At 38.0% G+C, this 21,059-nt stretch carries 16 protein-coding genes; all 16 read right to left on the bottom strand.

Annotation, left to right across the window (positions count from 1 at the left end; genetic code table 11):
- Positions 1 to 3: 3 nt before the first annotated feature.
- The 16 genes from I6E72_RS15520 to tssA all read right to left on the bottom strand — a co-directional run bounded on the left by I6E72_RS15520 (position 4) and on the right by tssA (position 20,872).
- Positions 4 to 4,233, bottom strand: coding sequence for an RHS repeat-associated core domain-containing protein (locus tag I6E72_RS15520; protein ID WP_231620568.1), 4,230 nt, complete (start codon positions 4,231 to 4,233; stop codon positions 4 to 6).
- Positions 4,233 to 5,084 (bottom strand): hypothetical protein, encoded by an 852-nt coding sequence (locus tag I6E72_RS15515; protein ID WP_101216316.1) that lies wholly within the window; start codon positions 5,082 to 5,084, stop codon positions 4,233 to 4,235. Before I6E72_RS15515 ends, I6E72_RS15520 begins: the two co-directional genes overlap by 1 nt.
- Positions 5,081 to 6,109 (bottom strand): hypothetical protein, encoded by a 1,029-nt coding sequence (locus I6E72_RS15510; RefSeq protein ID WP_197112965.1) that lies wholly within the window; start codon positions 6,107 to 6,109, stop codon positions 5,081 to 5,083. Before I6E72_RS15510 ends, I6E72_RS15515 begins: the two co-directional genes overlap by 4 nt.
- Position 6,110: 1 nt before the next feature.
- Positions 6,111 to 6,401, bottom strand: a complete 291-nt coding sequence (locus I6E72_RS15505; RefSeq protein ID WP_024607335.1) for a PAAR domain-containing protein — start codon at positions 6,399 to 6,401, stop codon at positions 6,111 to 6,113.
- A 33-nt stretch (positions 6,402 to 6,434) separates the two neighbouring features.
- A complete protein-coding gene (locus I6E72_RS15500) occupies positions 6,435 to 6,791 on the bottom strand; it encodes a hypothetical protein (RefSeq protein ID WP_024607336.1) in 357 nt (118 codons plus the stop codon).
- Between the two features lie 7 nt (positions 6,792 to 6,798).
- Positions 6,799 to 8,676: a type VI secretion system Vgr family protein gene (locus I6E72_RS15495; RefSeq protein ID WP_101216315.1), complete on the bottom strand. Its 1,878-nt coding sequence runs from the start codon at positions 8,674 to 8,676 to the stop codon at positions 6,799 to 6,801.
- 73 nt (positions 8,677 to 8,749) lie between these two features.
- On the bottom strand, positions 8,750 to 9,229 hold the full coding sequence (locus I6E72_RS15490; protein ID WP_024607338.1) for an Hcp family type VI secretion system effector: 480 nt from the start codon (positions 9,227 to 9,229) through the stop codon (positions 8,750 to 8,752).
- 238 nt (positions 9,230 to 9,467) lie between these two features.
- Positions 9,468 to 12,071, bottom strand: coding sequence for a type VI secretion system ATPase TssH (gene tssH / locus I6E72_RS15485; RefSeq protein WP_197112963.1), 2,604 nt, complete (start codon positions 12,069 to 12,071; stop codon positions 9,468 to 9,470).
- Positions 12,072 to 12,093: 22 nt separating this feature from the next.
- Positions 12,094 to 13,083, bottom strand: coding sequence for a type VI secretion system baseplate subunit TssG (tssG, locus tag I6E72_RS15480; protein ID WP_024607340.1), 990 nt, complete (start codon positions 13,081 to 13,083; stop codon positions 12,094 to 12,096).
- On the bottom strand, positions 13,080 to 14,906 hold the full coding sequence (gene tssF, locus I6E72_RS15475; protein ID WP_024607341.1) for a type VI secretion system baseplate subunit TssF: 1,827 nt from the start codon (positions 14,904 to 14,906) through the stop codon (positions 13,080 to 13,082). The genes tssG and tssF overlap by 4 nt, the downstream gene beginning before the upstream one ends.
- A complete protein-coding gene (gene tssE / locus I6E72_RS15470) occupies positions 14,903 to 15,388 on the bottom strand; it encodes a type VI secretion system baseplate subunit TssE (protein ID WP_024607342.1) in 486 nt (161 codons plus the stop codon). Before tssE ends, tssF begins: the two co-directional genes overlap by 4 nt.
- 16 nt (positions 15,389 to 15,404) lie before the next feature.
- Complete coding sequence (locus I6E72_RS15465; RefSeq protein ID WP_024607343.1) at positions 15,405 to 16,184, bottom strand: type VI secretion system accessory protein TagJ; 780 nt, start codon at positions 16,182 to 16,184, stop codon at positions 15,405 to 15,407.
- A 2-nt stretch (positions 16,185 to 16,186) separates the two neighbouring features.
- Positions 16,187 to 17,713 carry a type VI secretion system contractile sheath large subunit gene (gene tssC / locus I6E72_RS15460; protein WP_024607344.1) on the bottom strand — a complete coding sequence of 509 codons (1,527 nt, stop codon included), beginning with the start codon at positions 17,711 to 17,713 and terminating at the stop codon, positions 16,187 to 16,189.
- Between the two features lie 36 nt (positions 17,714 to 17,749).
- A complete protein-coding gene (tssC, locus tag I6E72_RS15455; RefSeq protein ID WP_024607345.1) occupies positions 17,750 to 19,240 on the bottom strand; it encodes a type VI secretion system contractile sheath large subunit in 1,491 nt (496 codons plus the stop codon).
- A complete protein-coding gene (gene tssB / locus I6E72_RS15450; RefSeq protein ID WP_024607346.1) occupies positions 19,237 to 19,740 on the bottom strand; it encodes a type VI secretion system contractile sheath small subunit in 504 nt (167 codons plus the stop codon). The genes tssC (I6E72_RS15455) and tssB overlap by 4 nt, the downstream gene beginning before the upstream one ends.
- Before the next feature lie 16 nt (positions 19,741 to 19,756).
- Entirely contained in the window at positions 19,757 to 20,872 is a 1,116-nt protein-coding gene (tssA, locus tag I6E72_RS15445; RefSeq protein WP_101216313.1) for a type VI secretion system protein TssA, read from the bottom strand.
- Between the last annotated feature and the right edge of the window lie 187 nt (positions 20,873 to 21,059).

Raw genomic sequence — 21,059 nt, 5'->3', positions numbered from 1 at the left:
ATCCTAATCAGTTGGTAATCTTCCAAAGTCGTTATCTTTGAAGAGCTTGTAGTAACCTCTTCGTGTTTTTTCATACTGAGGTCCTTCCCCAGCAGATAAAATATCAGCAACATGGGATAAACAGCTATTTGTATATACATGATAGGCTCCCAACTCTTGTCTTATCATATTTTTCTGAACTAAAATTGCAGCTTCAGCATCTGGCAGTGGTATTCTAGCCTCATGAGCTAGCTCCCCCTTTCCATTAAAGGAGCCTGCTCGGATAATAGTTGTTTCGCTCCAATCTTCAGCAGTTATAACCTGATGTGTTGCGTAACTTAGGTCATCATGAAAAACTTCTATTGTAAAATGCCCCTCTTGATGCCCATTTACAAACTGCCTCACAATTGCATAACCCTCCTTACAACTCAACCCAAACGGATCCACCCAATTAACCGGGTTAGGTGCATATTGATAATGGTTTATCCCACCCACTAACCCTATTGGGTCTTGGTTTATAAAGCGCTGCTGTTTGGGGCTGTAGTAGCGATAACGGTTGTAATGTAAGCCGCTCTCTTCGTCTAAATACTGCCCTTGAAAACGTATTGGCTGAGTGAAGCTGTTTTTAGTATCGGCTTCTGGCTCTTGATTGGGCTCTTCGTAGCCATACACATCTGCTTGGTTTTCCCAAACGACTTCTGCTTTGTTGTTGGTTACAAAACGTGGGGTATTAAGTTGGTCTAGGTGGTAGTAAAACACCTCTCCTTTTTTAATCAGCGCAACGGGATGAAATTGATTTGGCAGGTTGATATACCAGGTATATTCACCGTGTTGGCATTCACCAATTAACTGGTCGTTATCCCAAATATAGTCAATTTTGCCCTGCTCGGTGTGCTTGGCGATACGACGACCTAATGGGTCGTAATCGTATTGAGTAAGCGTACCGTTGTTATTAAAGCAACTTAGCTGATTAAACGCGTTGTATTCACGGCGGGTTTTTATGCCTTTGCCGGTTTCGCGTATTTGATTACCAAACTCGTCGTAGTAAAAGTCGCTGTCGCCAAATTGTGTTAGGCGGTCGGCCTCGGTGGCACTGTTTATTATGGTGTTGTTAGTGCCCTCATTGTTTACTTCTGTGTGGGCATTATTACTAGGGGCTAAATTATTTGATGCTAAATCGTTGTATTCACTATGCGTAGCGCGCGTTAAATCAATAGAAGAGCTGGCTGTATGCTCGTTACTGACTGCATCATGTTTTGTACCCTGCTCGCCTGTATCACTAGTGTCTGTACCGCTAATGCCTGCATCACTTGCGTTTGATTGAACAGTCTGACTTTGCGGGTTACCAAAGCTATCCCACTGGTAGTGTGTGGTTATATCAGCGCGTGAGCTTGCCTGTGTTTGCTGTATTAACTGCCCGAGGCTGTTGTATTCAAAATTGATATTTTGGCTGCTTACGCCTTCGTTTTTACGGGCAATGAGCTGGTTTACGCTGTCGTAGTTATACGTACAGGTATCAAATAATGCTTGCGCTGGGTGAGTAAGCTGTTGCTGCGTTAAGCGGTTAAATACATCAAACTGTTGAGTAAGGGTAATGCTGTTACCAAACTGCTGGGTTTTAATATTACCTTGGCTGTCGTAACTTAATGTTACAAGCGGCTTTGCGAGCTCAACCTCTTTGCTGTTAGTTTGGAGTAAGTTAATACCGCTTAGCTGGCCAAACTGGTTGTAGCTGTATTTAAGCGTGGTTGAATCTGGCAGTGTCAGGGTTTGCCTTCTACCGTATTCGTCGTAGCTGTACTTTAGGGTATGTGCTTGCTGCTGGTTATTAACTTGCTCAGCGCACAATAGCCTGCCGCCTTTATCAAAGCGTTGTTTTAGTGTTGATTGCGCGTTGTGGGCGCGGGCAATTTTACCTTGCTTTGTGTAGCGGTAGTAATTGGCGTTATTAACGATATGAGCGTCGCTTGCAAGGCTTGCATGCTGCGCAGTTACACGGCCTAGGCTGTCGCGCTCTATTTTCACGTGACGTTTGTTGCTTTGTGTTACTGAGGCTAAGCGGTTACAGGCATCGTATTTATACTGCTGTAGCGTCCCATCAAACCCAGTTACTTGCGTTGGGTTTTCGTTAGCGTCGTAACTTATGCGGTATACGTGGCCGTCGCTTCGCTCAATGGCCGTTAAGTTTCGCTCTTTGTCGTATGTTAAATGCAGTGCGCTGCCATCGGGCTGAATAACACAATGCGGTTGGCTTAACCCTTCAAAGTGTTGCTCTGTGGTGTCGCCTTTGCTATTTTGCGAGCTAATTAATCGCCCAGCTTCATCGTAGCTAAAGTATTGATACTGTTTATTTTCAGGCTCTTTTTCATCAAAGGCAATTGTTTGTGTAAGCTGGCCGTGCTCATTGTATTTATATTGAGTGAGTAAGCCTGCGTTATTAAGTGTGGCATTTACGCGGCCTAGGCTGTCGTAGCTGTAACGTATTAGCTCATCGTTGTGGTGTTTTGCTAATAGCTCGCCTTGCTCGTTCCAAATAAACTTAGTGATTTGGCCGTTTTTATTAATATGCTGGGTTAACTGGCCGAGCTTATCGTAGCTGTATAACGTAGTGCGGCCATCGCCAAAGGTTTCGCTTTGTAATAAGCCAGCCACGCTGTATTTGCGCGTAATGGTTTGGCCATCAGGTAAGGTAGTTAATACACGTTGCCCAAGTTGGTTGTAGGCAAAATGTGTTTGGCTACCATCTGGCTGCGTTAGTGTTTCTAATTGGCCATAAGGTGTGTAGTTATAGCGCGTTGTACTGCTATCTGGCTTTATTTCACTGAGCTTTTGCCCTTGCGCATTGTATGTATATTGCCAAACATTGCCGTTAGGATCGGTATGTTTTACCAGTTTACCTTGTGCGTTATGTACAAAGTGCTCTTTATGACCGCGTGAGTCTATACAGGTTGTTTCGCCGCGCTCAAGGTTGTATTCAAACTGGTAAGTATAAGTGTTGTTATCGCCCCATTGTTTTATACATTTAGCACTCGGTGAATAGCTATCCCACTCAAAATGGTGGCTAAAGCCACTGGCTCGGGTACGCTTTGTTAATAAATTAGCGGCGTTGTAGGCGTAGCGCTCAGTTTCGTTTTGCTGATTAGTTGACTGAACAAGGTTTTTGTTTTCATCATACTCGTAGCTTGCAAGCAATGGCGAAAGTAATTGCTGTTTGTTATTTTTGTCAGTGTGGTACGCTGCTATTTTGCATAATAAACCTTGCGCGTTGTAGCTAATAATACAGCCACGTACTTTGTTTACTTCTATACGGTGTAGCCGCTCTTTTGCATCGTAATAAAACGCGATGCTTTGGCCTTTTTCGTTAATTATTTTTTCAAGCAACCACGCGCTTTCGCCTGGTTTAAAGGTAAGGTGTTGATCGTCTGGCGTTACAAGTACTTGCTTACCATTTGTTTGGTAATGTAGCGCAAGGTTACTACTTAACTGATAGCTTGATTGGCCAGGTTTTACCTTTTCAAATTTATGTTTAGCACCATGCTCGTCTTGGTACTCTAACCAGTAAGTCCCTTTTTGCTTAGGGCCTACTTTTGGTGGCGACAAGTAATGCTCACTAAGGCTTGCCATAAAATCATGGCGCCAACCATTACCCATTGTTGTGCACACATCAGCATGTGATGAGCGATACAAACGTCGCCACACTAATTGGCGACTGCCTGCTAGGGTAAAATCTATAAGCGGTAGGATTTCTTCGCCAGAGAGCATTGATACCGGATCTGAACGGCACTCTTGATTTGTAATTGACTCTTCGCTTGCAGTGCTATTACTTGCTCCACCCGTATTTTTAGCGGGCGCTTGAGAGGCGTTTTTACCTGAGGCTGTAGCGTTATTTTTATTGTTTGATTTTTTATTTCCAGCCCCACTGTTAGTGTTATCATTGACTTGAATTGAAGACTTAACTTTTTCACGGAAACATTTGATAGAACCAGCAGCAATCGCGACTATAAGTGAATTAGCAGTTTTACGTTGTCCGTCAGCTTTTGTTGCATCAGCACCTATACTTATAAGTAATTTAATAGCATCAAGACGTTTAGAGGGATCGTTTGTAAGCGTTTCACTTATCTGATCGACTAAATTACTTGCACTTACTGTATTATTAGTTACAACAGCTTCATAACCTGAAGGCGCCTTTGCAGCACCAGCAGTCAGGCAAATTGAGTAACTTGTTCCTTGTAAAACAACTGGATTACTTTGCATTAGTTGTGTACTTCCTCACTTATCCATAAGTATGATGCAGCCCCTTGGTGCTTTGCTTGTTCTTGCGAAATTATCAATGCATTTTTGCAATGACTTTCGATAGTGGGGCTGGTTGTTAATTGATACAATACCACTAACCCTTCAAGTGCACCTATTTGACCTAGCTTGTAACAAGGTAGCTCATATTGTGTATTCTCATTAATTAAATTACTGAGCAATTGTAACTCGTTTAACCATACTTCACTTTCTGGGTTAACACCGTTTCCTGGGGCGAAGATAATATCAATGAGCTGCTGGCTTTGATCAGCTAACCGAGTAAACATACCATTTAATTGATTATGTTTAATAAAGTCTACCGAGGGCACTATTTCATTGCTTATTTGCGCCCAACCTGTTGCTTGCTGCTCAAGGGTTGTAACTGCTCCACCAATACCCTGGTAACTATATTGCCCTTGCTTATTCGCTTTATAGATTGTATCAATCGCAATTACATTCACTTTTACCCATTCATTTTTTTTAGCCAAACCAACAGCAAAGTGCACACTAGACGCACCATAAAACAAAAAGTGTTGAGCATGCTCTGGATATAATTGCTGTAAACTACTTTGGAGCACCTGTTTAAGCTCACTCTGATACGACAACGCAGGTAAAAGCCAAATTAAGGGGGCATTTAAATTTTTTACTTGGCCCATCAACTCTTTTGATTTAACGATACAATCGTAAATACACACTTCCCAAGATTGCCAATTAACTTCACTCAAGCTACTTGTTTCGTCACCGTATAATAAATCGTCAACACTTTGAGCTGTTGGAAACGAAAAGTAATCAACCATTAAACTAAAAGCGTTCATACCGGTGCTCCAACGTTTACTCTTTTAGCTTTAACATATTGATTATATGTGTATAAGTTAAAAACTGCTTGGCTGTATGAATCCATAGCAGACATTTGTATCGCATTTAAATGTTCATTCAATGCTTTACCAGCGAGTAACCTTTTTGACGATAATTCATTTTCGTAAGCTGGCCAGTTAAGCTGCAATTGTTGCTGAAAAGCTGTGAATGCTTGTAGATCACCGCTACAAGCTTGCATTTGTATTTCAAAGTTGACAAGTAAGTCTAACTTTTCACCTAAAGTACGTTTCATTAGCGCAACTATTTGCTCTGGCTTTTCTACTGTATGCAAAGCTGTATTAGCAAGCAGTATGAATTTTACAAAACCACTTTGCAGTAGCACTTGTAAAGTGCCAGCTACAGATAATATATTGCTTGCATGATTACTGACGGCGTTAACTTGTTCTGAACTAAGAGATAATAAAAAAAGTGACATTAACGGTGAGTTAACAAGCTCACATTGGTTAAGGTTATCAAAAATATCGATTAGTTTTTTTGTATCAGATTTACTGGTTACAACTAAAATACTCTTTATAGAATCGAGTGCCTGTTTTGATACTTTCGCTTTGGGGGTGTGCGCTAAAAGTAAAATAGTTATATTAATTAGAGGTATTAAATTAAGGCTATGTTGCTGAAGTAAAACCTTACATATGATAGACTTTGCTAATACGCTTAATTTGGGTTCATCAAGTAAGTCATTGATAAAATTAATATTTACGTTTTGCGGTAGGTTTGCCATTATTTCAACACAACCTTGCGCAATAACATTTTCACTGTAGCCGTCTTGAACAAAGTCAATAAGCTGCTCTAAAGTCGGTATTATAAATTCATGGCTTAAATTATTACGTTTAGCCTTTAACCAAGATGATTCTAACAGCCTTTTTTTTAACGATTTAACATACCCTACAGAAGTAAACGGACAAAGTTGAGCATTACTAATAATGAGTAATTGATCTTGGTGATTACTTATATAGTTAAACAGCAAATTAGCCACCGATCAAAACGGTAGGATTTCCAACAACAATTTTTCCGCCATGAGAGCTATCATCTCCCATTCTTGCTGCTGGTTTACCATTAATTTTAACTGAGCCAGAGCCTGTTTTAATACTGTCAGGTGGCCCTATACATACCATCATATCGCCTTTACGCGCTGCTGGCATACTTCCTATCAATACATTGGTCGAGCCTAAAACAATAGGGCCGCCAACATGAGGCACAGTACCTGTTGTTTTAGGACACACATGCATGTGACCAATTGTAGCTGCGGGCTTACCCATTTAGACTCCTTGTCTAGTTATATTTGATTAATGCTATTCGTATAATGGGATGATTAATAATTTACTTTGTTTTACTAAAAGCGATAACTCTTCAATTAATTCACTCTTAGTATAATCTGAAAGCGCCACCATACTTTGCATTGCATATTGATATAATACTGAAGTAACATTTTCACTGTTTAATGATGTATGCAAGTATATAAAAAACTGTTGAGCGTAATAGCCATCCATCGCCTTTAAATGATTTAATGCAGGATTTAGCAATGGATCATTTGGCTTGTTAATTGGTAAACATATTAAATGAGGCAAGCCATAACGACAGTATACAACGTGCCCGTTGTTATTTATGCCATTCCTAAGACCACTTTGAAAACTACTTATTATTTCCATAATCACACTAATTTAATTTAATTACACCAGCAGATAAAGTAATAGCACTGCCATCAACTTTTATATTACTACCTTTAATGTCTATATTAGTGCCTTCGATAGTTATATTGCCACTGCTACTCATTTTAATTTGTGCTGAGCCTGTTTTAATAACAATCTCATCGCCTGCTTCTATATTTAAAGTTTTGCCTACTTTTAAAGTATCGCCTTCACCAATATCAGCAAGACGGTTTTTAGCTACTTTTAGACTATCATTATTAGCAATTTCTGCTTTACGGTCATTACCTATTTCAATATTATGATCGTGATCGGTTTTGTCATTTTGATCATTTTTGACATAAAGCTGTTTATCTTTTTCGGCCTGTATATATACAAGCTCACTGCCTTTTTTGTCTTCAAACCTAAGTTCGTTAAAGTTATCTGCGCCACCTTCTTTAGTTGAACGCGTTTTAATACCGCTTTGCGTTTTCTCTGCAGGCAATGCATATGGAGGCATTAAATCAGCGTTATAAATTGCACCACTTATAATAGGCTGATCTGGGTCACCATTTATAAAATCAACTAATACTTCTTGGCCTACTCGGGGAAAGAAAAATGCCCCCCATTTTTTCCCGGCCCAGTTTTGTGATACTCGAATCCAACATGAACTCTTTGAATCTTTTTTACCTTCTCTGTCCCAATCAAATTGAACTTTTACACGGCCAAATTGATCTATCATTATTTCGTCGGCGCTATCACCGGTTACTATTGCAGTTTGCACACCATTTATTACAGGCTTTTTCTTATTAATTTGTGCTCTGTAAGGTATTTCTTTTGGTACACATTCAAAGTGATTTGAGTAAACTTCTTCTGCGGAGCCTTGTTGGGCGCCAGACTGATTTGGTACTGTTATTGATGTCATCATTGACGTAATAACAAATGTTTTACCTTCAAGCCTTGGGTCTTCATGCTTTTTAAAAGCAAATAGTTTACCAACGGTAAATGAACGACAATCGCTTTTACCACTAGATAACTTCATATCTCTTTGAAGCGACTCCAATTGCACCGACGCCATACTTGCTGCACGAGGGTGGCATTCAGATTCACCAGTATATTCAAATATTTCAGATACTGATTGAGTTGGCAATTCAGGGTTTGCTTGTTCGCCGTCAGGATATCTTGATGGCTGTTTAAAGTCATAACCTACACGTTTAAAGCTGCCTGGCGCTATGCTTAAACCACCTTGCCAGCGCGACACATGCGATTCACTAAGGTGACCTGTTGAATAAACTACTTTCGCCTCGCCACACACTTCATAAGCTGTAATATCGTCAGCTAAAACTAATGTATGGTTACTTTTTGTGTGATCAAAAAAGTAAAAAATACCTTCGTGCTGAAGTAAGCGTTGAATAAAATCAAAATCAGATTCTTGATATTGAACACAATATTCATATTTAGGGTAGGTTTTGCTCGTTTTATCTGAAAAGGCAACGTTATGTTGGCCAAATAAGTCAGCAAAAATATCTTTAATTGTTTTCTTTTGAAAAATGCGGCTGTTTTTACGATTTCGCATAGACGCTGCGAAAGGAACAATAGTCGCTTGATAATCTATATAATTTTTTTGCTCGTCAACATCAGCTGTACGACTACCATTTGAAACCAAATGACTAACAATACCGTGATAATAACGCTCACCACCGCCTTCTGCATTTCTTACTTTAATAGATACAGGTTTACCAACTAAATCTTCATGCGCTATTTGCTTTCCAATAGTGTACATATTGGCAGACATTACAAATAGATCTGACATTGCCTCTTGGGCAACAAAACGAGTTAAATAGAGGGCATCTTTACCAGCAGGGGTGCTAATTTGAATTACGTTTTTGTCTTGTGTTGCTTTTTGCATTCCTTGCTTTTCCTGTCCTAAAGATCAAAAAAAGCTCTGAGCAATGCCCAGAGCTACTATTAGGCAACAAATATTACATTTGTTGACCTTTAACACCGCTGTAACCGTATACAAGTGGAGCAGTAATGTTATTTTTGTCGTCTGTAGGAGTAACAGTCATCATCATTTCTGTGTAGCTGATAGTGATTGTTTCGATTGGACGATCGTTCTGTACTGATACAGAGTAGCTAGAAATCATTGCATCTGTTAGTTCGATTTTCATGATTTCTTCAACTTTATCACCTTGTTTAGTGATATGGAAAATAGCAGGTAAACCCTTACCAATTGTAGCTTCTTTGAAAAGATCCGGAGATGCTTTATCTTGAAGTTTAGTAATTGTTACGTCGCCTAAACGAGTCGAGCTAGATTCACGGTCCATTGCTGTACCAGTCGCTGAGCTAATTTCACGGCTAATATTCCAATCAAGAGATAATACTGTGATTAAATCTTTGAATGACTCAGCTGTAGTTTCGCCTTTGATTGAACCGTATTTTAAATATGTATTTGCTTGCATTTGATAATGCTCCTTTTAATTAAACAATGTTATCCATTAATACTGGATTATTTACTTTGGTTTCCCAAAATTCCTTTGAAATCATTATCTTTATAACAGCAATGAAAAGGTCTTCAGAACTCCTTTCCCTAGATGAAGACAATGTCTCAAAAATTCCATGTAGTTACCTAAGACGACAAAATTATAATGCCCTAAAACTAAAGAAACAACCTATAACTTGGTTATATTTTAATAAACTTTAATTTAGCTCAACTTCAAATTCATTATCTTTAACTAATAACGATATACTATTAACTTTATTACCTTCTACAACACTCGATAACAATACTTCTGATAATAAAGGCAATACTTTATTTTGCAATATAGTATGTATATTACGTGCACCAGAACCTGCATTGTGACAGTTAGCAATAATATACTCAATCACGTCATCTTTATAAGTAAGCTCTGCATCATAATGCTTTTTAACACGCTTAATTATTTTATTTATTTGAAGAGCAGCAATTTGTGTCAGAATATCATCACTTAATGGGATGTAAGGTATTACGTTTATTCGCCCTAAAAATGCAGGTTTAAATGATCCTAACAAGTCATCTTGTAGTGCTTTTAATAAACCTTTAATACTTGGCTTACTTTCTTCATCTTCAAATAGGCTCATAGTGGTATCGGTACCCACGTTCGAGGTCATAATAATTATTGTGTTTTTAAAATCGATGTCTCGGCCTTCACCATCTTTTATTGTACCTTTATCAAACACTTGGTAAAAAATATCTTGAACGCCAGGATGTGCTTTTTCCATTTCATCTAGAAGTACAACACTATAAGGTTTCCTTCTTACGGCTTCGGTTAAAATCCCGCCTTCACCATAACCTACGTAACCTGGAGGCGAGCCAAGTAATAAAGAAACTTTATGCTCTTCTTTAAACTCCGACATGTTAATAATTGTTACGTTATCTTCGCTTCCATAAACTTCTTGAGCTAGTGAAAGTGCTGTTTCAGTTTTACCAACACCACTAGGTCCGGCAAGCATAAATATACCGTTTGGACGGCTTTCATCAGCTAATTGAGCACGAGACGTTTGTACAACCTTAGCAATTAAGTCCAGTGCATGATCTTGCCCTACTACACGCTGCTTCATCTGATTTGCTAGATTTAAAATGCCATGAATTTCATCTTCATGCATTTTACCTACAGGTATACCTGTCCAATCCGAAATTACTTGTGCAATTAACTCTTCATCAACCTGCCAATGCACCATCTTGTGCTCAAAAGAAGCTAGCTTCTGTTTACTCTCCTTTAATTTTTCTAGCATTTCAGTTGATGAGTCGTCACTTTGAGAATTAATAGACTCAAGCGCTTTATTTAATTCGGTAACAATTTCTTTTTCTACGATAAACTGCTCATTTAGCGGCTGTAGTTGCTTCTCAATATCCACTAACTCTACTTTTAAAAAGTCTAGCTGTTCTGAGTGATCTAATCCTGTTTTCTGTTCACGCTTTAACATCAACACTTGAGTTTCTATCTCGCTCAAACGGTTAACTAGTTGTTCAATCGTACTTGGCGTAGATGCTTGACTCATTGCAACACGTGCACAGGCTGTATCAAGCAAAGCGACTGCTTTATCTGGTAACTGCCTTGCTGTTATATAGCGATGCGATAAGTGAACGGCACTCTCTAGTGCTTGCTCAGAAATAAATACTTTATGGTGACGCTCCATTACTGGAACTAGCCCACGCAACATTGCTACCGCTTTTTCTGGTGTTGGCTCTTCAACCTTAACAACTTGGAAGCGACGCGTTAACGCGGCATCCTTTTCAAAAAACTTTTTATATTCAGCCCATGTTGTAGCTGCAATTGTTCGTAATTCGCCACGCGCTAAAGCTGGCTTTAATAAGTTAGCCGCGTCGTTTTGACCAGCTGCACCACCACTGCCAATCATGGTATGCGCTTCATCAATAAACAAAATCACTGGGTTAACTGCGTTTTTAACTTCATTAATTAAAGATTTTAAGCGGTTTTCAAACTCGCCTTTCATACCTGCACCTGCTTGTAATAAAGCTAAGTCGAGGCTATGAATTTTTACATTCTGAAGCACAGCTGGCACATCTTTTTGAGCGATTCTAAGTGCCAAACCTTCTACAACTGCTGTTTTACCAACACCCGCTTCACCTGTAAGTATTGGATTATTTTGACGGCGTCTTGTTAAAATATCGACCATCTGGCGAATTTCAAAGTCTCGCCCAAGGATAGGGTCTATTTTTCCGGCGAGTGCTTGCGCTGTTAAATCGACAGTAAATTGATCTAGACTCGGCGTTTTAGAATTTAAACTTGTTTGCGTTGTTGCACCTTGGACCGATTGATTTCGCTCTTCTGACTGGGCGACAATTTCAGGCCAAGCATGTAATAACTGCCCTGGTTCTATTTTATTAAAAAGCTTACTACAACGAGTTACTAAACTAGAGAGCGTATCATCTTTAGTTAGTGTATAAATAACGTACGCACTACGGATTTGATTGTCAGTAAATTCAATACTTGTGCTCAACCATGATTGCTTTAATAAGCTAGTCACGTGAACTGATAAACTAGGTGAAGATTCACTGCCGGTTTTTAAAGACTCTAGTGAGTGATTCAGATCTTGTTGAACTTTGTCGATATCTATATCGAATGATCCAAATATAAGCCTAACGTCATCAAGTTTTTGTTCAATCATAGCAAGCAACCAATGCTCTAATTCAACTGTAAAATGACTTCTGCTATTACAAATTGCAACAGCCGCTTCTAGACTTTTTCTACAATCAGGACTCAATTTTTCAACTAATTTATTCAGTGTCATCGAAGACATACGCTGTTCCTTTTAATTTTAATTATCCTTTAAACGATAACTTAGTAGGGTTAGTGTTTAATGTATTTTTACGGGCGCCTAAAAAGCTATTTGCGCCAAGTTGGCAATCATTCTTAGATAGTGTTGCAGCTTCTAGCTCGTCAAAGTTAGATTCAATCACTAAACGAAATTGAACTGCATTTCCTACATAATCTTTAATTATTTTATTTGTTAATTCGAACAATGTTCCTTTTGGTAACAATGCTCTGGCTTTGCTCGGATCATTTGAAGAAATGTGAACCTCTATATTTGACGAAATATCCCAGACTTTATTTCCAATAACAGTATCAACACCTAGGCATGCATGTTGCCCTTCATAAAGAGTCTGACTTGCCAAGCGTGTTTGTTCTTGTGGATTGAGATCGTGCCATTGACCAATCATTTGCTTAATCGTTACGTCACAGCCTAAATAAGAAGATAAAATACTTTTTAAATCAGAGGCATTTCTTATTTTACGACTATACAAGCCCGAAAAGTGAAGTTGGTGTTCGTTATAGCCACCGCTTAAAAGCCCTAGTATTTGTGTATAGGGGTCTTTGTTTTTATCTTTATTTACATGATTAAGAGATGGCTTATACTTTTTCCACGCTCTGTAATACAACGAAATTAGACGATGATTAAACATGTCATAAAAGTCACGCATCGTTGTGTCTTTGTAGCGAAGTCGCTGCATTACTAGTTCGCTATAAAACTGAGGTAAAGCGCCTGAGCATCCCGTTAATCCCATAAATGAGACCTGCATGTTTACTTTATGTAATCCATCTTCAAAACTTGTCTCTTCTAACTTGGTAATTGCATTACCTGGGTAGCCAAATTTTTGTGTTGCAGTAAACCTAATAAGCTCCTGCTTTGGATTGCTATCGTAACCAACATGTCTATGTTCTAAGCCATGCTTTTTAAGCTGGTTTTCTATTATAAAAACAGCCTTGTAAAAATCTATTTGTGATGCTTGAGAAATAATATGCTTAATCATAAAAGAGGACTATCGCCTACTCTAGCTGGCCATTGATAATATAATTCCTCTTGTTCTTTCAGTCTCAAGCTCACACGAGTAAAGCTATTAATTGCAGAAAACTGTGCAAAGAAATGATCAAGTATAGTCGCGAAGAAAAACATACCACTGCCAGAAAAATCATCATTAGCAAACGTTATTTCAATATCGCTTCCTGTTGCAAAACTTACTCTGCCACTTTGTACCACTCTTGCTGTTGATGGTTTAATTAAAACCCTATATATGTTATCAATCATGCCCTTAGTTTGTGGTGATGCTCTAAAATCATATAGTCGAAGTACTTCCTTCAACTTTTTACACGCGTCATCACCACTAAAAGCATCTAGTGTTAAATGATTCACTAATTGCCACCGGGTTGCATCAGCTAATATAGGTCTAACGGCATGAGTAAATGGAATTAAACACCGTATTTTTTTAATTACATCACCACGTTCAGGCATCAGTAAGCCCAACTCGTCATCACCAAAAGGCATACTGGCTGGTAAGTTTCTGTTGCTACAATTTGCACGTACGGTTAAAACTGTATTGCCTTCTCCGTAAGCCATTGCGCTATTCTCAAACGTAGCATCAACAAGTGACAAAAATGTTTCTGTGCCCGACTCAACATAGCCGCCTGCCCATGACGCCGTTTCTCTGCGAATATGCCAAAATAAATCATCGTGTCCGTGATATTTAGGGTGTGTTTGCCCGTAAAAAGGCGATACGACCTGCTTGTTACCTTTATGGTCAAAAGCGATAACTTCTGAAAGACCGATAACCTCTGAAATTTCTGAGTCCATGTAGCGCGGTGTTAATTTATACTCGTATTCACTTATTTCTGGACGTATTGGCTCTAACTCTTGCTCAAACATGTTAATAATTGGCGTACAGCCGAGTAAAAACATGCTCTTATCAACCTGCTTTTCAAGCTCTGCAGACTCAGTATCTAGATAAAAATATAAGGTACATTGATTCGATTTTTTTGGTAGTGAGGATTTAATTCCGTCTAATTCAAAAAACCTGAATTTTTCTGGGAAAGTAAAATTTTCAACCAATAAGCGATAACCCGCAGACGAACGCTTAGAGTAAGGGACAACAGCTTCATTCACATCAAAACCAACGGCTTTAAGTTGATTTTTGGATAAGTACTTAATCCCTTCTTCACCGTTATCAATAGCAATTCCGATACAATGCTTAAATAAAAGCTCGTAAACTTTTAAAGTATGATGCCATTGACCATTAATAAAAATGCGTAATTTTTCCAGCCCTGTTTCAGCAAGAGATACACCTTTGTACTCCCCTGTTAGCTCAAGTTTAAATATTGATTTAGCTTTTTCATGCCACCTTGGTTTTGGCGCCACAAATGGGCTGTTATCAAATTGAGCACTTGTGATTTCTACAGGCCATAAATATGTTTCATAACACGTCTGAAATTTACACTGCTTCATTGACTCCACGTTAGTTTCTACTTCACTGGCTCTGGGAATAACTATCCCTGTAGTAGATAGGTTTTCAGCTTCTAGCTTAACAATCGACATTGAAGGAATTGGAGCTTGATAATCAGGCAGCATTTGTCCTAGTAAAGCATCTGTTAGCTCTGGAAAACTGTCATCTAATTTTTGCCTGATGTTTGCTGTCAAAAAAGCGAATGATTCAATTAATCTTGATACATGAGGGTCTTCAATATGATCTTCACTAAGCTTTAAGCGCCCAGCTACCTTTGGATATTTATCGGCAAAATCTTTACCTAGATGACGCACAAATGCTAATTCACGATTATAATATTTTAATAATTCATCGTTCATAAAGATGCCTCAATAATTTTCATACCCAAATTAACGGGTTCAACTTCAGAGTCAAAACTAATAAATTCAGGCTCAGGGTCTGCGTATAAAAGTGCGTTTATTCTAAGGTTTAGTACGCGATTAATGGGGACTTCGTCGTCAGTAAATACTTCGACCTCAAGAAACCTAGGTTCAAACTTTAAAATTGTATTTCTAACTGTTTCACACAACAAAGTCCGCCCTTCATGAGAGCTCACTGACATACTAGAAAAATCTGGCAAACCATACGACAAGCAAGACGTTGCTAACTCGTCGTATTGTGATGGCCATGTATGCCATTGAATCCGAGCATTAAGCAGTGCTTCAATATCTCTTCGTACATTTTTCCTCAGTTCACTAATTGTTATTCCCTCTGTACGAGAAGGTGCATCTTGAAAGTCAGGCTCATCATCAATGAGCCTGTCTAAAATAGATGCTTGAAGCTGTTGTTTATGCTCAATCATAATTAATCAAATCAGACTATGCTGTTTCTAAAACGTTTATTTTTAAGTTCGGGATTGTAATTGCTTCGTCATCAACGAATAACATTTTCATTCCTTTACCAATAATAAATTCATCTTGTAATTCTTCCCAGTCAGATACTTGACCTAGCTTTTCTAGTTCACTATTTGAATTAGCGTATACAAGTGGTAAGTGCGCAGTACCTGAGGGACCACCATCTTTAATTGTAATTTCAACTCTTAGCCAAATACTTTCAAGTAGTGATTCATTAGGCTCAACTTTTAATGTTTCAATTTCATTAAAGTTAGCTAAATAAAATTCACCATTAGTCCCTAATACTTCTAAGTAAGGACCTAAACTGTCATCAAGGTCTCTAATTACTGAAGTACCACTTTGTGACGCTTGAACTCTCAATTCTTCCATTTCTTTTGCTAATTTTGCAGCTTCATCAACTTCATTTTCAAGTAGAGCAACGTGCATTCTCAAGAATATAGTATCTAACGCATCTGCATCATGAAACAACTTAGGAATGCCTTTACCTTGGTAAAAATCAACTCTTGATTGTTGCGCACGAATTAAATGGCGAAGATTTACAGCTCCCACAGCAAATTCAGGGTTCTTTTGAACCATGAAATCTAATTGTTTATCGGCTTTTTCAAGTTCGCCATTAATGCAAAGTAGTTCTGCATAAACACTTCTAATATCAAAATTTAGAGGTTCATCTTGAAGCTCCGTAGCGCAACAAGACAGTGCATCAGTGAGTTTCCCCTCACGAATTAAGTTATGTATTTTTTTCATTACTATTCCTTTATTTTATGATGAGGACTGAGCTCAGTAATTAATTTTATACTAGAGACCATCTGATCTAATTGAAAGTGTGGCTGTAACTGTAAAACAGAAAAATAATGACCTGGGTTGGCCTTGTTCTCACTCACTTTTATTCTTGCGTTACTTAATGGGTATTTACTTCGAATATGCTCTGAAGCTGAATCTGATGCTGTTGTGTAATTATTTATCCAAGCTTGTAAATCTCTCTCGCAAGCTTGTGCTGAAATGTAAGAACCAACACGATCACGCGCTAATAATTTCAAATAATGGGCAAAACGCGATACGCATAAAATATATTGCAGCATTGATGATAAGCGAGCATTAATATTCGCAGCACTAGAGTCATAGTTTTTTGTTTTTTGCACTGATGCATTGCTATAAAAAACAACATGTTCAGTGTTAGTCACTGATGAAGCTGGAATAAAACCAAGTTCAGAAAACTGTTTTTCAAACTTACTTGTAACTAGTAAATTTAAAGGAGGCTTAGCCTCTTTTTGATATATATCATTTGCAAAACTATCGCGAGCAAGCCCTGTTACTAACCCTTTGGATATTTTTCCTGGTTCAATTCCTCGAATATGACCAAACCATCCACTTTCACAGTAAGCTCTTATTATTGTTGATACAAACTGATATGAGGCATTTCCCCAAAGCATATCGGTCTCAGGGTCGATAATTTGTTCTTTAAAATAAAAATCTTGATGGCGCTTACCATCATTACTATATGGTGGTCTAACTAATATGTGCGGCAACGTAAAGCCAACAAACCGAGCCTCTTCCATCTTTCGAAAGCTTTGCCATTTTACATATTCTGGTTGTTCAAAGTGATTAAAAAGATCTGAGTAATACCCTAAATCAGAAAAGTAATCAGCTCCAAACAAGTTAGGTGAAGCAGAACAAATAAATGGGGCAAATGCGGCGGCAGCTGTTCTGGATATTTCTTTAATCGTATCTATATCGTTATAGACAGTTCCTGCAGAACATGCATTTGTTATTTCGTAGTCACCTATTACAACTCCAAATGGCTCTCCACCGGCGCTGTCAAATTCGCTTTGATAAAGTACTTGAAAAAACAAGCTCTGGTCAAAGTCAATCGCTTTGTTAACATCTTTAGACAATGTTGCCCAATCACAATTAAGCACCTTAACTTTAACTTTATTTTCTTTATCGTATTGTTCGCTTTGCAGTAACAACCACCATAAATTACGCCAAGTGGCTTCTAATTTTTGAAAGCGGTTATCATGAATAATGATATTCAATTGATTTGATATGAGTTGGTCTAGTTCTACGATTACACGTTGTAGATACGGACCTAGGGATTCTTTATTCCAAGATATAGGAGAATCAGAAGAGCCTTCAAGCCATAATAATAATGCTTTATCAAGGTTTTTTTCATTTAAAAACCTGTCGAGCAAAGCTTCATTATCACTTATTCGAGACTGCGACTTTTGTTGAAAAGCGAAGTCTTGATTTATAAATGAAAACTCTTCGTGATTCATTCTACTGCATTATCCTTAACGCTTAAGATTGGTTAATTAACCAATCTCTGGAATTTTAGCTACAAGACGTAAAGAAGAAGTTAACTCTTCCATTTGCAGCCATGGTTTCAACCAAGCTACAGCATTGTAAGCACCAGGTTGCCCTGGGATCTCTTTAACAGATACTTTTGCATCAGCCAAAGGGTAACGTGCTCTGATGTCCTGGCCACCGCCTTCTGTCGCATTTACATACGATAGAATCCAACGGTTTAACCAAGATTCAACATCTTCTGCTTCCATGAAGCTACCGATTTTGTCGCGAGCCATAACTTTAAGGTAATGAGCAAAACGAGATGTTGCCATTAAGTAAGGTAGGCGTGCAGAAATTGCGGCGTTAGCTGTTGCATCCGGCGTAGAATAAATTTGTGGTTTTTGACAGCTTTGACCACCAAAGAACACTGCATAATCAGTATTTTTATAGTGACACAGAGGTAAGAAACCTAGTTTGCTTAACTCAGCTTCACGACGATCCGTAATACCAATTTCAGTAGGACATTTTAGATCTGGGTCGCCATCATCGCTAGTGAAAATATGTGTAGGAAGACCTTCAACTTTACCACCGCCTTCAGCACCACGAATTGCTGTACAGAAACCGTATTGAGCAAAAGCTTTTGTCATATTTGTAGCCATTGCGTATGCAGCGTTACTCCAACAATAATCATTATTATCAGTACTTACTGAACGACCATCTTTAGGCTCAACTTCAAATTCTTCGTAGTTAAACTCTTCGACAGGCTTAGAAGCTGCGCCGTATGGAAGGCGTGATAAGAAACGAGGCATTGTTAATGATACGAAACGAGAATCATCGCTGTCTCTAAACGAGCGCCATTTAGTGTATTCTAATGATTCAAATACTTTTTCTAAATCACGAGGTTTAGTTAGCTCTTCCCAGTTATCGAAACCAAATAACGAAGGTGAAGATGCTGCAATAAATGGACAAAAGCCAGCAGCAGCAACATTAGACATTAAGCTTAATGCTTCAACATCTTCTGGGTGGTTAGTGAATTCGAAATCACCAACTATAGTTCCATAAGGTTCGCCACCAGGTGTACCAAATTCAGATTCGTATATTTTCTTAAACGTTTGGCTTTGATCAAATTCAACGGCTTTACTTAAATCTTTATGAAGCTCTTTTTTCTTCATGTTTAAAACACGGATTTTAAGTGTGCCACTTGTTTCTGAGTTCATCACTAGGTGATGTAAACCACGCCATGAGCCTTCAAGCTTCTGAAATTGCTCACTGTGCATAACAACGCTTAATTGCTTTGATATTTTTTGATCGATTAATTGAATTGCTTCATTAAACGTCACAGTCATATTTTTGTTCCACTGAACTGTACCTTTTAAGGCTTCTTCAGTCAGTGTTTTAAGTAATTCTTCAGCTCGGCTTGCATCAGTCTGTTTTGTTGCACCAATGGCTTGCTCTAGTAAAGATGAACTTACTTCAGTAGTTGACTCTAACTCTGTACTTAATTGTTCTGTACTCATTTTTCAGTCTCCTCTAATTTAAGTTCCTTAGCAATAGAGTCTAAACTTGCAGTATTACTTAGCACTTCTTCTAAAACGTTTTCAAGCTCTTCTGAACGGTCAATTTTTGTCATTAAGTCGCGAAGCTTGTTGCGCGTTTCCATTAGCTTACGTAATGGCTCAACCTGGTTTACAACTGCTGCCGGCTCAAAGTCATCTATTGATTTAAAGTTAAGTTTAACGTCAAACTGAGAACCATCATCATTTAATGTATTGTCGACTAATAAATTAAGAGAAGGGCTCATGCGCTTTAAAACATCATTAAAGTTTTCACGATCTATCTGAATGAATCGTCTGTCTTTAAGTGGTTTTAAGGCATCAGCATTATCTCCTGAAAAGTCCCCCATCACACCAACAACAAATGGTAATTCTTTTTTAACCGCTGCACCTTCAGTTTCCACATCATAAGTGATATGTACTCTAGGCTTACGAACTCGTTTTAATTTATCATGGATACTCATTGAGAACTCCTTTTACTTATGTTTCAGTTTCGCTGATTTTAATGCCAGACAACTTAAAGTACCCAGTCCTAGCATCACTATCTGTAATTAATTCATTTAATAACTCAGGTAGCGACAATTCGCTCCATCGAATTACTTGTTCAATCGTGTATGACATTGGTGAATGAGGTTCTGTTTTTCTAAAAAAAGTAGCGATTTCTTTTAATTTTTTAATCGCACTTTCTCTAGAGTTAATCTCATTACTACTCGATTTTTCGATTAACACTTCAACCGAATTATCATCTCCGCCTGTATCAGTATCTTCTTCTTCCGCATTTTTTTCTGCTAAAGCAATTTCAGCAGCTTCCAATTTATCAGCTGCTATATGTTTAACTGCTGCAAGTGCAACTTCGAGCGCTTTTTTTATATTAGAAGTAGGCTGAGGTTGATCTGTAACTTTATCCATAACATCACTAAGTATCGAAAACTCCTCGATTGAGTCTTCAATATCTTGTTTTAGAGAAAGAAAAAATTCAGTACTCGTTTCTGCTGCGCTTTTTTCTATTAATTCAAAATCAACAGAACCTTGCGCTATTTTTTTCTCTCTTTTTTCCTCGTTTAAACGAGAAATGTCATAGCCTTGCTGGTATTCCCAAAAAGAAAAAGCATCTAAACTAACACTGTCAGTTAGGTAAATACTTTTGATCGGTATTATTAAAGTCCCTTCCCCAGCGGTTCCATTTAAACCAACTAGCGCTGAAACTTTATCTGAAATATCATCATCAGTATCTAAAGTTGGATATAAAGACTCAAAATGGTTTTCTAATAAGCTATAAGCAACTTTAAAACCAAATGCTAAACCCTTAAATCCATGAATACGACACAAGGCTTCTATAAGCCATGCTAAATATTCGATATCTTTGCTTTCAGTTTTTATAGCTTCGCTGCATTGTTCTAAAAGCGGTAACCAATCGCGTGAAAGCGATGAGATACCTTGCTCGTCAACCAAAGCATTACGTTCAGCAGCTCGTAACTGATTGCGTAAATCTTTTAAGGCATAATAAGTAGACGTAGGAGAGACATCTGAGCGAGGATCAATACCTGCAATCTCTGTGTCTGAAATAGGGGAGATATATTCTTCTAATAAAAACATTCCGTCGTCCTAATAATTATCCATAAAACTCTAATAAAGCAGAGCGGATTTCATATTACATTCTTTATATTAAATTACAAGCCCAGTTACAATTGTGTTTATACATTAGTTATTACAAATGTATAAACACAATTAGGGCATGAATACTTTAAACATAAAACTTTTAAATAGTGCTAATAAAACAAAA

The sequence above is a fragment of the Pseudoalteromonas sp. NSLLW24 genome, from assembly GCF_015864725.1.
In the GTDB taxonomy this organism is placed as follows: Bacteria; Pseudomonadota; Gammaproteobacteria; order Enterobacterales; family Alteromonadaceae; genus Pseudoalteromonas; species Pseudoalteromonas arctica.
This window is presented reverse-complemented; position numbering and strand designations above follow the sequence as displayed.

Bases quoted from the DNA above. Each gene is read 5' to 3' on its own strand.
- I6E72_RS15520 (WP_231620568.1), bottom strand. From the start codon at position 4,233: ATGCAAAGTAATCCAGTTGTTTTACAAGGAACAAGTTACTCAATTTGC.
- I6E72_RS15515 (WP_101216316.1), bottom strand. From the start codon at position 5,084: ATGAACGCTTTTAGTTTAATGGTTGATTACTTTTCGTTTCCAACAGCT.
- I6E72_RS15505 (WP_024607335.1), bottom strand. From the start codon at position 6,401: ATGGGTAAGCCCGCAGCTACAATTGGTCACATGCATGTGTGTCCTAAA.
- I6E72_RS15500 (WP_024607336.1), bottom strand. From the start codon at position 6,791: ATGGAAATAATAAGTAGTTTTCAAAGTGGTCTTAGGAATGGCATAAAT.
- I6E72_RS15495 (WP_101216315.1), bottom strand. From the start codon at position 8,676: ATGCAAAAAGCAACACAAGACAAAAACGTAATTCAAATTAGCACCCCT.
- I6E72_RS15490 (WP_024607338.1), bottom strand. From the start codon at position 9,229: ATGCAAGCAAATACATATTTAAAATACGGTTCAATCAAAGGCGAAACT.
- tssH (WP_197112963.1), bottom strand. From the start codon at position 12,071: ATGTCTTCGATGACACTGAATAAATTAGTTGAAAAATTGAGTCCTGAT.
- tssG (WP_024607340.1), bottom strand. From the start codon at position 13,083: ATGATTAAGCATATTATTTCTCAAGCATCACAAATAGATTTTTACAAG.
- tssF (WP_024607341.1), bottom strand. From the start codon at position 14,906: ATGAACGATGAATTATTAAAATATTATAATCGTGAATTAGCATTTGTG.
- tssE (WP_024607342.1), bottom strand. From the start codon at position 15,388: ATGATTGAGCATAAACAACAGCTTCAAGCATCTATTTTAGACAGGCTC.
- I6E72_RS15465 (WP_024607343.1), bottom strand. From the start codon at position 16,184: ATGAAAAAAATACATAACTTAATTCGTGAGGGGAAACTCACTGATGCA.
- tssC (WP_024607344.1), bottom strand. From the start codon at position 17,713: ATGAATCACGAAGAGTTTTCATTTATAAATCAAGACTTCGCTTTTCAA.
- tssC (WP_024607345.1), bottom strand. From the start codon at position 19,240: ATGAGTACAGAACAATTAAGTACAGAGTTAGAGTCAACTACTGAAGTA.
- tssB (WP_024607346.1), bottom strand. From the start codon at position 19,740: ATGAGTATCCATGATAAATTAAAACGAGTTCGTAAGCCTAGAGTACAT.
- tssA (WP_101216313.1), bottom strand. From the start codon at position 20,872: ATGTTTTTATTAGAAGAATATATCTCCCCTATTTCAGACACAGAGATT.